Origin of the sequence: Streptacidiphilus anmyonensis (assembly GCF_000787855.1) — a bacterium.
GTDB classification, from domain to species: domain Bacteria; phylum Actinomycetota; class Actinomycetes; order Streptomycetales; family Streptomycetaceae; genus Streptacidiphilus; species Streptacidiphilus anmyonensis.
On record NZ_BBPQ01000082.1, the window covers coordinates 1 to 11,660 of the forward strand.

General features: G+C 71.9%; 11 protein-coding genes and 1 riboswitch. Of the genes, 5 read left to right on the forward strand and 6 right to left on the reverse strand.

Annotated elements, in window-relative coordinates; genetic code table 11:
- The 3 genes from TR50_RS37250 to def form a co-directional block, all read left to right on the forward strand.
- The coding region (locus TR50_RS37250; protein WP_042433022.1) for an HD-GYP domain-containing protein at positions 1-1,194 on the forward strand (1,194 nt) is incomplete at its 5' end.
- Positions 1,195-1,343: 149 nt separating this feature from the next.
- Positions 1,344-2,306, forward strand: coding sequence for a tetratricopeptide repeat protein (locus TR50_RS37255; RefSeq protein ID WP_042433095.1), 963 nt, complete (start codon positions 1,344-1,346; stop codon positions 2,304-2,306).
- Positions 2,307-2,357: 51 nt separating this feature from the next.
- On the forward strand, positions 2,358-2,957 hold the full coding sequence (def, locus tag TR50_RS37260) for a peptide deformylase (RefSeq protein WP_042433025.1): 600 nt from the start codon (positions 2,358-2,360) through the stop codon (positions 2,955-2,957).
- A 121-nt stretch (positions 2,958-3,078) separates the two neighbouring features.
- Here the strand turns inward: def and TR50_RS37265 are convergent, their stop codons facing one another.
- The 3 genes from TR50_RS37265 to TR50_RS37275 form a co-directional block, all read right to left on the reverse strand.
- Positions 3,079-4,098: a ribonucleotide-diphosphate reductase subunit beta gene (locus tag TR50_RS37265; protein ID WP_042433028.1), complete on the reverse strand. Its 1,020-nt coding sequence runs from the start codon at positions 4,096-4,098 to the stop codon at positions 3,079-3,081.
- Positions 4,098-6,470 (reverse strand): ribonucleoside-diphosphate reductase subunit alpha, encoded by a 2,373-nt coding sequence (locus TR50_RS37270; RefSeq protein WP_084701645.1) that lies wholly within the window; start codon positions 6,468-6,470, stop codon positions 4,098-4,100. The genes TR50_RS37265 and TR50_RS37270 overlap by 1 nt, the downstream gene beginning before the upstream one ends.
- A 144-nt stretch (positions 6,471-6,614) precedes the next feature.
- Positions 6,615-6,754: riboswitch (cobalamin riboswitch) on the reverse strand.
- Positions 6,755-6,846: 92 nt separating this feature from the next.
- Complete coding sequence (locus tag TR50_RS37275; protein ID WP_042433031.1) at positions 6,847-7,362, reverse strand: GNAT family N-acetyltransferase; 516 nt, start codon at positions 7,360-7,362, stop codon at positions 6,847-6,849.
- Between the two features lie 353 nt (positions 7,363-7,715).
- Between TR50_RS37275 and TR50_RS43305 the strand changes: the two genes are divergently transcribed.
- Positions 7,716-8,174 carry a hypothetical protein gene (locus TR50_RS43305; protein ID WP_052441776.1) on the forward strand — a complete coding sequence of 153 codons (459 nt, stop codon included), beginning with the start codon at positions 7,716-7,718 and terminating at the stop codon, positions 8,172-8,174.
- Positions 8,175-8,295: 121 nt separating this feature from the next.
- On the forward strand, positions 8,296-8,796 hold the full coding sequence (locus TR50_RS43310; protein WP_152648844.1) for a YbhB/YbcL family Raf kinase inhibitor-like protein: 501 nt from the start codon (positions 8,296-8,298) through the stop codon (positions 8,794-8,796).
- Between the two features lie 9 nt (positions 8,797-8,805).
- On the opposite strand, the gene TR50_RS37290 is transcribed toward TR50_RS43310, so the two are convergent.
- The 3 genes from TR50_RS37290 to TR50_RS37300 form a co-directional block, all read right to left on the reverse strand.
- Positions 8,806-9,576, reverse strand: a complete 771-nt coding sequence (locus TR50_RS37290) for a histidine phosphatase family protein (RefSeq protein WP_160311254.1) — start codon at positions 9,574-9,576, stop codon at positions 8,806-8,808.
- A gap of 94 nt (positions 9,577-9,670) precedes the next feature.
- The gene (gene mctP / locus TR50_RS37295) at positions 9,671-11,320 is read right to left on the reverse strand and encodes a monocarboxylate uptake permease MctP (protein WP_042433037.1); all 1,650 of its coding nucleotides are present in this window, start codon (positions 11,318-11,320) and stop codon (positions 9,671-9,673) included.
- Complete coding sequence (locus TR50_RS37300; RefSeq protein ID WP_042433040.1) at positions 11,317-11,589, reverse strand: DUF3311 domain-containing protein; 273 nt, start codon at positions 11,587-11,589, stop codon at positions 11,317-11,319. Before TR50_RS37300 ends, mctP begins: the two co-directional genes overlap by 4 nt.
- Positions 11,590-11,660 lie beyond the last annotated feature (71 nt).

Genomic DNA, 11,660 nt, shown 5'->3' on the forward strand with positions numbered 1-11,660 from the left:
GTGCTGGGTTCACTCGGCTGGGTCAGCGTGTTCGGGTTCGTGGAGCCATGGACCGCGCTCGCCTTCGGCTCCTTCGTCGCCGTCGGGGAGCTGGCACGGACGGCCCTACCGGGGGAGCGCGACCACGCGCCGCTGGGGGCGGCCGGCGCGCTGGGCTACGCCCTGCTCGGCAGCCTGGACGGCGCGCGCACCCACCACGGCGTGGCGCAGGTCGTGCTCGTCTGCACGGCGGGGGCGCTGATCGGCACCGTGCCCTACGTGCTGCGGCGCAGGCGGCCGAAGTGGGGCTCGGTGTCCCGGCGGGCGCTCAGCGTCGGCTTCGCGGCGCTGCTGTTCCAGCCGTTCTACAACCGCGGCGTGCTGCTGCGGCACGGTCTGGAGCACGGACCCGGGTACGCCGCCTACGTGGCGGCCTGTGCGGCGCTGTCCGCGGCGGTCGACGTGTCGCTGGCGGCCGTGCTCTCCGACGCGCCGCTGCGGCGGGCGCTGCGGGACGAGGGGGCGGCGGTGCTGCGGATCGGTTCGGCGGTCGCGGCCACAGGTGTGGTGATCGCCATCGCGGCGGGTGAGATCGGCCTGTGGGCGCTTCCGCTGTTCTCGGTGCCGCTGCTGCTGACCCTGGCGGGGTTCCGCCGCTATGCGGCGATCCGGGCGACGCAGCGCCAGACCATCGCGAGCCTGGCCCGGGCCACCGAGGTGGCCGGGTACACGCTGCCGGGCCACGCCTGCCGGGTCTCCGAGCTGGCCTGCCGTGTGGGCCGCGAACTCGCGCTGTCCGACCAGGAGTTGCTGCTGCTCGAATACGCCGCGCTGATGCACGACATCGGCCAGCTCTCGCTGGTCGACCCGATCCCGGGCGGTGCGACGGCGCTGCTGGACGACGAGGAGCAGCGTCGGATCGGACGGCTCGGCAGCGAGGTGATCCGCAGGACGGGGGTGCCGCCGCAGGTCGCCGAGATCGTGGCCCGTGCGGCGGAGCCGTACCGCCGTCCGGACGGCAGTCTCGACGAGGCGCAGCCGCTCGCCGCGCGGATCATCCGGGTGGTGAACGCCTACGACGACCTCGCCTGTGACGACCCCGGCCCGGCCCGGCGCGAGGAGGTCTTGGCCCAGTTGCGAGCGGGAACCGAGCGTGACTACGAACCTCGTGTGGTGGAGGCCCTGGTCCGTGTCTGTCCACGGATCGTCGGGTAGGCAGCGGGCAAGGGGGTGCACGTGGTTGGATGCAGAGGCAGGACCTTGCGGGTCCATGTGTCGACCTGTGGATGTGGCAACGCAACGTGTGCACGCCCTCGGCGTAGTGGTTACGCCGGGTGCTGGGGACCGACAAGCGGCAGGCTGAGGTGAAGATCTTCAATCGAGCACGGCAGAGGCCGTCCGCCAGCTGGCGGCAGACCACCGACCGCGCCTTCACGCTCATCGGGGACGGTCGGCTGGACGACGCCGGCGCATTGCTGGTCCGGGCGACGGACCTGGAGCCCTGGCTCTCGGACTCGTGGTTCAACCTGGCGTTGCTGCACAAGTTCCGCCGGGACTGGGACCAGGCGCGCGCCGCGGGGCTCCGTGCGGTCGCCCTGCTGGACCGGGGCAGCGGCGTGGGCGCACCCGACTGGTGGAACCTCGGCATCGCGGCGACGGCGTTGCAGGACTGGGCGCTGGCCCGGCGCGCGTGGCAGGCCTACGGCCTGCGCGTCCCGTCCGGGGACGGCCCGGTCGGCCTGGACCTCGGCACGACGCCGGTGCGGCTGTCCCCGGAGGGGGAGTCCGAGGTCGTGTGGGGCCGAAGACTGGACCCGGCCAGAGTCGAGGTGCTGAGCATCCCGCTGCCCTCCTCCGGACGGCGCTGGGGCGAGGTCGTCCTCCACGACGGCTCCGCGCACGGGGAGCGCGTCGCGGACGGCGTGCCGTTTCCCGTCTTCGACGAGATCGAACTGTGGGCGCCGTCGCCCGTTCCGACGCACGTGGTGCTGTTGCAGGCGACCACGGAGGGCGACCGCGACGAGCTGGAGCGGCTGGTCTCCGAGGCGGGCTACGCGGCGGAGGACTGGACCTCGTCCGTGCGGCTGCTCTGCCGGGCGTGCAGCGAGAGCCGCATGACCGCCGACGACGGCCACAGCGGGGCGCACGACCCGCACGACGACGGTCCGCTGGGCCGGCTGAGCCACCATGCCCAGGGTGAGCTGTGGGTCCCCGAGCGGGAGTGCGGTCTCGCCGCGCCGGCCGGCCTGGTGGGCGAGCTGCTGGACCGCTGGGTGATGGCCGCGCCCGCCCGGAGGGCGTACCGGGATCTTGAGGAAGTCTGCTGAGGCGCCACGTACCCTTTGACGGAAGAGCTGAGCACAGTCGAAGGCGAGAGCATGTCGGAAGAGCAGTTGGAAGCGCCGCAGCAGGTGATCGGTGAGGAGCCGGACACCTCGCGTGGCACCGTGCGGCCCATCACCGTGGTCGGGAACCCGGTCCTGCACCACCCGTGTGCCACGGTGACCGAGTTCGGCCCGGAGCTGCACGCGCTGATCGACGACATGTTCGTCAGCATGTACGCCGCCGAGGGCGTGGGCCTGGCCGCGAACCAGATCGGGGTCGCGCAGCGGGTCTTCGTCTACGACTGCCCGGACGACGACAACGTCCGCCACATCGGCGTCGTGGTCAACCCGGTGCTGGACGACCTCGAGCCGTCCCAGCGGAACCTGGACGACGGCAACGAGGGCTGCCTGTCCGTGCCGGGCGCCTACGCCGAGCTGCCGCGCCCGGACTTCGCGGTGGTGCGCGGGCAGGACAGGGACGGCAAGGACGTCGCCGTCGAGGGCACCGGCTTCTTCGCCCGCTGCCTCCAGCACGAGACCGACCACCTGAACGGGTACCTGTACATCGACCGGCTCTCCAAGCGCGACCGCAAGGACGCCCTGCGGCAGATGGAGGAGAAGTCGCCGCGGTACGAGGTCGTTCCGAACGAGTGAGACCCCGTGGGACCACGAAGGGACCACGAAGGGCGTTCACCCGCAAGGGTGAACGCCCTTCGGCGTTGACGGAGACGAGACCGTCGTCTGGACGTCGTCGTCCAGAAGCCTCTAGAAGCGTCTAGAAGTCGTCGTCGAAGGAGACGGAGCCCTCGACGGCGATCTGGTACGCGGAGACGCGACGCTCGAAGAAGTTCGTCAGCTCCTGGACGTTCTGCAGCTCCATGAACGCGAACGGGTTCTCCGAGCCGTAGCGGATCGGCAGGCCGAGGCGCGCCAGGCGCTGGTCGGCGACGCACTCGAGGTACTGCCGCATGGACTCGGTGTTCATGCCGGGCAGGCCCTCGCCGCACAGGTCGCGGGCGAACTGGAGCTCGGCCTCGACGGCCTCCTCAAGCATCGCCGTCACCCGCCGGCCCATCTCCTCGTCCCACAGCTCGGGCTCCTCGGCCCGGACGGTGTCGACGACGCGGAAGGCGAAGTCCATGTGCATGGACTCGTCGCGGAAGACCCAGTTGGTGCCGGTCGCCAGACCGTGCAGCAGGCCGCGCGAGCGGAACCAGTAGACGTAGGCGAAGGCGCCGTAGAAGAAGAGGCCCTCGATGCACGCCGCGAAGCAGATCAGGTTGAGCAGGAAGCGCCGGCGGTCCTCCTGGGTCTCCAGGCGGTCCAGCTTCTCGACGCTGTCCATCCAGCGGAAGCAGAACTGGGCCTTCTCGCGGATGGAGGGGATGCTCTCCACCGCCGCGAACGCGGCCGTGCGGTCCTCCGGGTCGGGGAGGTAGGTGTCCAGCAGGGTCAGGTAGAACTGGACGTGCACGGCCTCCTCGAAGAGCTGGCGCGACAGGTACAGGCGCGCCTCCGGGGAGTTGATGTGCTTGTAGAGGGTCAGCACCAGGTTGTTGGAGACGATCGAGTCGCCGGTCGCGAAGAACGCGACCAGGCGGCCGATCATGTGGCGCTCGCCCTCGCTGAGCTTGGCCAGGTCCGCGACGTCGGAGTGGAGGTCGACCTCCTCCACGGTCCAGGTGTTCTTGATGGCGTTGCGGTAGTGCTCGTAGAAGTCCGGGTACCGCATCGGACGGAGCGTCAGCTCGAATCCCGGGTCGAGGATGTTCTTCTTGTTCTTGCTGGTGGTCATTACTGGCAGGCCTCGCAGGACTCGGGGTTCTCCAGGGAGCAGGCGACGGCCTCGGCCTCCTGCACCGACAGGGTTTGCTGGACGGCCGCGCGGGCGATCCGGGTCGCCGGGCGCGAGCGCAGGTAGTACGTGGTCTTCAGGCCGACCTTCCAGGCGTAGGCGTACATCGAGCTGAGCTTGCCGATGGTGGGCGCCGCCATGAAGAGGTTCAGCGACTGGCTCTGGTCCAGGTAGGGCATGCGGGCGGCGGCCAGGTCGATCAGCGCGCGCTGCGGGAGCTCCCAGGCCGTGCGGTAGAGGCGCTTGTACTCCTCCGGCAGGTCGGTGATCTCCTGCGCGGAGCCGTTGCCCTCGCGCAGTTCCTCCCGCGTGATGGCGTTCCACAAGCCGAGCTTCTTCAGGTCCGCCACCAGGTAGGGGTTGACCTGAAGGAACTCACCGGAGAGGGTCTCGCGCTTGAAGAGGTTGGAGACCTGCGGCTCGATGCACTCGTAGACGCCGGCGATGGACGCGATGGTGGCGGTCGGGGCGACGGCCAGCAGCAGCGCGTTGCGCAGGCCGGTCTCGGCGACGCGGGCCCGCAGCGCGTCCCAGCGCTCCGGCCACGCGGTGGTGACCGCGAAGTGGTCGATGTGGAGCTGCCCGCGGGCGGCGCGCGTCTCGTCGTAGGCGGCGTGGCGGCCGAGACGCTCGGCGAGGTCGCAGCTGGTCTCGTAGGCGGCCAGCATGATCCGCTCGGAGAGCTTCGTCGAGAGCGCCTTGGCCTCGGGGGAGTCGAACTCCAGGCGGAGCTTGAAGAAGACGTCCTGCAGGCCCATCATGCCGAGGCCCACCGGGCGCCAGCGCGCGTTGGAGGTGCCGGCTTCGGGGGTCGGGTAGAAGTTGATGTCGATGACCCGGTCGAGGAAGGTCACGGCGGTGCGGACGGTCGCGTCGAGGCGCTCCCAGTCGATCTCGCCGCTCTCGCCCACGAACGCGCCGAGGTTGACCGAGCCGAGGTTGCAGACGGCGGTCTCGGAGTCGTCGGTGACTTCGAGGATCTCGGTGCACAGGTTGGAGGAGTGGACCGTGCGGCCGGGCAGCGCGGTCTGGTTGGCGGCGCGGTTGGAGGCGTCCTTGAAGGTCATCCAGCCGTTGCCGGTCTGCGCCAGGGTGCGCATCATCCGGGCGTAGAGGGTGCGGGCCCCGATGGTGCGGACGGCCTTGCCGGCCTGCTCGGCCTTGACGTAGGCGGCGTCGAACTCCTCGCCCCACAGGTCGACCAGCTCGGGCACGTCGCCGGGAGAGAAGAGCGACCACTCGGCGTCGGCGTCGACGCGGCGCATGAACTCGTCCGGGATCCAGTGCGCCAGGTTGAGGTTGTGGGTGCGGCGCGCCTCCTCACCGGTGTTGTCGCGCAGCTCGAGGAACTCCTCGATGTCCGCGTGCCAGGTCTCCAGGTAGACGCAGGCCGCGCCCTTGCGCCGGCCGCCCTGGTTGACCGCCGCCACCGACGCGTCGAGGGTGCGCAGGAACGGGACGATGCCGTTGGACTGGCCGTTGGTGCCGCGGATCAGCGAGCCGCGCGAGCGGACGCGGGAGTAGGACAGGCCGATGCCGCCGGCGTGCTTGGACAGGCGGGCGATCTGCGCGTAGCGGTTGTAGATCGAGTCCAGCTCGTCCAGCGGGGAGTCCAGCAGGTAGCAGGAGGACATCTGCGGGTGACGGGTGCCGGAGTTGAACAGCGTCGGGGAGCTGGGCAGGTAGTCCAGGCGGCTCATCAGCCCGTAGAGCCCGGCGACCTCGGCGACGGACTTCTCGTCCCCGCCGACCTCCAGGCCGCAGGCCACGCGCAGCATGAACTGCTGCGGGGTCTCCACGACCTGGCGGGTGATCGGGTGGCGCAGCAGGTAGCGCGAGTAGAGGGTGCGCAGGCCGAAGTACTCGAAGCGGTCGTCGCCGTGCGGGTCGATCACGGCGTCGAGGGCGTCGGCGTGGGCGGCGACGAAGGCGGCGGTCGCGTCGCCGATCAGGCCCTCGCGGTGGCCCACGGCCACGGACGCGGCGAAGCAGGTCGCACCCTGCCCGGCGGCCTCCTCGCGGATCTCCTCGGCCAGCAGGCGGGCGGCGAGGCGCGAGTACTGCGGGTCCTCGGCGATGAGCGCGGCGGCCGACTCCATGGCGAGCCCCCGCAACTCCGCGTAGTCGGCCTTGGCGCTGCGTCCGCGCAGCGCGGCGGCCGCGACGCGGCCGGGGTCGACGGCGGGCAGGTCGGCGGAGCGCTCGGTCAGGGTGACCAGAAGGGCGGTGCCGGGGGCGTCCCCGCCCGCGTCGGGCCCACGGTCGGATGACCGGGCAGGCTGGGGCAGGGTGGGGACGGCAGTGTCCGTCATGTACGCGCACGCTCCTCGTTGGCGGCCGGTGGCTGAGGGTCGCTCAGTCGGACCGCGTGAGAAGGCAGGCGGGAACAGGGCAGCGCGAAGCCAACCCGTCGGCCCACCCACGAGGCCCGGCGTTGCTGCGCCCACGGCCGGGCAGGCCGGGGCGTGCTGGCGGCAGGTACTCGGACTCGCGGCGGGCCGGTTTTCGTCCAGGCCGTGGCAGCCGCTCACCGTTGCGGGGCAGTCCCGGATTCGCACCGGCTTCCCCTGCGTCGACAGCGAGCATGAGCATACATCTAGGGGCGAGCGCGTCGTGCAGCACCAGATGTTGTGTCGCCGCTTGGTTCTTTCGAGTAATCGTTCGATCACCCGGGCGGGCCTGGGGACATCACGCAGGCGAGTCGTCCAGCTCCAGGGCGTAGGTGAACAGGTCCATGCCGGGGATCGGCGACCAGTCCCGCCCGGGGGTGCGGACGAAGCCGAGCCGCTCGTAGATGCGGTGGGCGTAGGCCATGCTCGGCTGCGAGGACATGACGATCCGCGGGAGCCCCAACTCCGCGGCGCGGGCTATGACCGCGCGCACCATCAGCTCCCCGACGCCGCGTCCGCGCGCGGCCGGGTCCGGGGCGACGGCGAGCATCCGGAACTCGCCCTCGCGGCCCTCGGCGAGGTCCGCGTACGGGGAGCCGGGCGGCGCGAAGGTGACCGAGCCGAGCACCGCGCCGGTCGCCTCGTCGACGGCGACGAGCAGCTCCGCCTTCTCGGCCCGGTCCCGGGGGTCGCGCAGGCGTTTGGCGTAGTCGCCGTCACGCTCCGTGTGGCCGTCGGTGATGAACGCCTCGGCGACGAGGTGACCGGCGGCGTCGTATTCGGTGGGGTGGGCGGGGCGGACGACGATGCTCATCCCTGAAGTGTGCCGGACGCCCGCGCCGCGCCCGGCCCGGGGTCGGCCGGAAGGCGCGACGGACCGTCACGTGCCATCGTCGTTGCGTGATGACGTGGCGACAGAGCGGACGAGACGGCGGAGAAGACGGCGGAGCGGGCGGCGGACGGCGCGGCGGCGGACGACGGGGCGGCGGGAGGCCGGCGGTCGGGATGGCTGGGGCAGTCTGCGCGCTGATCGCGATGGCTGGATCGATCGCGCTGCCGGCGGCGACGGCACACGCGGCGGTCCATGCCGCGACCGGCCCCGGAGTGCCCGGAGTGCCCGGAGTGCCCAGGGCGTGTGCCGGGGCGGCGCACTCGACCCCCCTGGCGGTGACGCTCAGGGGCGTCCGCTCCGCGTACGCGGCCGGCGGCCGCTGGTCGACGCTGCGGCTGAGCCTCCACAACGGCGCCCGGACCGTGTGCGGGCAGCTGGAGCCGGTCCTCGTCTACGGCGCGCGCAACAGGACGCTGCGTCCGGACGCGGTGCGGCTGGAGACCCGGCTCGACGGGCACTGGCGGGCGGTCCCGCTGAACGCGGCGCTGGGCGAGCTGGCGGGCGCGGTCGGCCCGGCCGGGGGCCTGCGACTGCGTCCGGGGCAGACGGCGACGCTCACCGTCCGCATGCGGCTGGCGCGCGGCGCGCCGCACGGCGAGTGGCTCTCCCTGGCGGTCGCCTACGGGCCGACGCGGCACCGGGGCACGACGGTGACCTGGCCGGTCGGGGTGACCGACCCGGCGTACTTCCGCGTCGTCGCGGCTCACGCGCGGGGCCGGGGCCGGACCGCGTAGGTCCGGCGGGGGCGGCTCCCGAAACGGCCCCGCGACGCCGCACCGATCCCTAGGATGGTCCAGACCAATCCATGCTCGGCTCCCCGGGGGACACGTGCGCCGAACCGTTCCGATCGCCGTCATGACGCTGCTGCTGGCCGGCTGCGGCAGCTCCGCGGCCCGCACGACCGGGTCGGACGGGGCCCGGGAGCCCGCCCGCCTGACCGTGACCAGCAGCGCGTTCACCCAGGGCGGTGCGATCCCGGACCGGTACACCTGCAAGGGGGCGGGAGCCGGCCTGCCGCTCTCGTGGACGGGCGCGCCGGCGGGGACGGGGTGGTTCGCGCTCTACATGGAGGACCCGACCGCGAGCGACTACACCCATTGGTACGTCGTGGACATCCCCGCCGGCAGCCGCGGCGTCGCCGAGGGCAGGACGCCACCGGGACACGTCGTGGCGCCCTACTCCCCGCCCTGCCCGTCCGAGGGCACCACGGACGACTACCTGATCCGCGTCTACGCGCTGCCCGCGAGCTACCGGCCCGCCCGGCTCGGCGCCGCCGCGGTGGTCGACCCCGCCGGGCTGCAGGCGCACGCGCTCGCGGTCGGCTCGATCGACGGCACGGTCTTCCGCCCGGTCTGACCCGGTGGCTCAGGGGGCGGCGGCCAGGTGCGGCCGGATGTTCCAGCAGTCCAGGGTGAGCGCGCCCTTGGCGTCGCGGAGCCAGCGGGTGACCGAGGTGTTGGCGACGGCGCCGGTGCGGGAGAGGTCGGTGAGCTCGCCCTCCTGGAGGTCGTCGATGACGTGCCGCAGCAGCATCACCACCGCGTCGTGGGCCACGATCAGGACGCGGCGGTCGGACTCCGTCTCGTACAGGTCGCGCAGCGCGCTGCGCAGGCGCAGCGCCACGTCGGAGTAGGACTCGCCGCCGGGCGGACGCCAGCGCAGTTCGCCGAGGAGGCGTCTGCGGGCGGCCTCCTCGGGGTGGCGCAGCTCGATCGCGGCGGAGGTGAGCATCTCCAACAGGCCGAGCTCGCGGTCGCGCAGCCGCTCGTCGGTGCAGAGCTCGGGCAGGGGCAGGCCCGCGCGGTCCAGCTCCTCGACGATGAGCTCGGCGGTCTCCTGGGTGCGCAGGTAGGGGGAGACCCACAGGCTGTGCGGCAGGCCCTCGCCGCTGCGGGAGCCGATCCAGCGGCCGAGCGCGCGGGCCTCCTCGCGGCCGAGCGTGGTGAGGGGGAGGTCGGCGTCGCGGCAGCTGATGCCCACGTCGAGCGCGCCCACCGCCTCGGCGGCGTGGAAGGCCGCGTTCGCGGTGCTCTGGCCGTGCCGGACGGCGGTCAGCGACAGCGGGCCCGGCAGCGCGGGGAAGAGCCGCCGGGGCGCGGTGCGCAACGCCCTCGGGTTCGGGTCGGTCAGTGCCACGTGTCGCCCCCTGGGGATCGACTGGCCCGCCGCGGGAGTGCGAACGGGCCGCCGTTCCAGTGTGCGGGAGCGGACGGCCCGTTCTAAGGGCGCATCAGGTGGTGACGGGGGCGATCACGTCCCTGCCGTGCTCCGGTCCCTCGGTGTCGCGGCCGACCGGCGTGTCCCCGACGTCGGACACGTAGTCGGCGGCGACGGTCTCGTCGAGGCCTTCCGGAGCCTTCGCGGCCTTCAGGACCAGAGTGAGCACGACCGCGACGGCGAGGTTGAGCACGAGCGCGGTGACGCCGATGTAGCCGATCTGGCCGATCACCGGGATGTTCGCCGAGCTGCCGCCGAAGTGCGAGCCGGGCTTTCCGGCGGCGGCGACGCCGTAGGCCTTCCAGGTGCCGTAGGCCATGCCCGCCGCCCAGCCGGCCAGCAGCGCCCAGCGATGGAACCAGCGCACGAACAGGCCGCCGACGATCGCCGGGAAGGTCTGCAGGATCCAGATGCCGCCGAGCAGTTGGAGGTTGATCGAGAACTGCTTGTCGATGCCGAGCACGAAGCCGAGCGCGCCGAGCTTGACCACCAGGGAGACCAGCTTGGCCACCTTGGTCTCCTCGGCGGGGGTGGCGTCCGGCCTGAGCAGGTCCCTGTAGATGTTGCGGGTGAACAGGTTGGCCGCGGCGATCGACATGATCGCGGCGGGGACCAGGGCGCCGATGCCGATCGCGGCGAAGGCGACCCCGGCGAACCAGCTCGGGAACATCTGCTGGAACAGCTGCGGGATCGCCAGCTGCGAGTTGTAGCCCTTGACGCCCTTGCCGACGCCGGCCGAGACCGCCATGAAGCCGAGCAGCGACAGCAGGCCGAGCATCAGCGAGTAGGCCGGCATGACCGCGAGGTTGCGACGCACGGTGAGCCGGTCCTTGGCCGCCATCACGCCGGTCGCCGAGTGCGGGTACATGAACAGCGCCATGGCCGAGCCGAGCGCGAGGGTGGCGTAGGCCCACTGCGCCTGCGCGCCGGGGACCATCGAGCCGCGCGGCTTGCCGGTGGCCGGGTTGGTCTTGGCCATGGCGGCGGCCGCGTCGTGGAAGATGTGGCCGTAGCCCCCGAGCCGGATCGGGATGTAGATGATCGCGACCAGGACGACGACGTAGACCAGCGTGTCCTTGACGAAGGCGATCAGCGCGGGCGCGCGCAGGCCGGAGCTGTAGGTGTAGGCCGCGAGCACCGCGAAGGCGATCAGCAGCGGCAGGTCCTTGCCGAAGCTGCTGCCGCCGCCGACGTGCAGGGTGTCCAGGACGGCCTGGATGCCCACGAGTTGCAGCGCGATGTACGGCATCGTGGCGAGGATGCCGGTCAGCGCGACGGCCACGGCGACGCTCTTGCTGCCGTAGCGGCCGCGGGCGAAGTCGGCGAGGGTGACGTAGCCCTTGCTGCGGGCCACCGACCAGAGCCTGGGCAGGAACAGGAAGACCAGCGGCCAGGCGATGATCGTGTAGGGCACCGCGTAGAAGCCCTGCGCGCCCACGCCGTAGATCAGCGCAGGGACCGCGATGAAGGTGTAGGCGGTGTACAGGTCGCCGCCGAGCAGGAACCAGCTGACCACGGTGCCGAAGGAGCGACCGCCGAGGCCCCACTCGTCCAGGTGCTGGGCGTCGGCCGCCCTGCGCCAGCGGGCGGCGACGAAGCCGATCACGGTGACCAGCAGGAAGAAGAGGACGAAGACGAAGAGCGCGATCCAGTCGGTCTTCACGCCTGCTCACCCCCGCGGGTGGGGCGCAGCGCCTTGCGTCGCCTCTCCTCCCGGGTGAACAGGACGTAGGCGAGTCCGGTCATCAACGCGGACAGGATCACCCACATGAGCTGGTACCAGTAGAAGAACGGGATCCCGATGAGGGCGGGCTTGTCGGTCGCGTAGGAGTCGACCCAGAGCAGGGCCACGAAGGGCGCGGCCAGCAGCACCGCGCAGACCACGCGCACGGGTGTGACCAGCGGCGGGCGCGTTGCGGAGGGTTCGGACATGGACGGCGGCTCCCCCTTGCGTCGTTGACGGTTTGTTGATCAACGGAACAAGGGGAATCTAGACCTTTGCC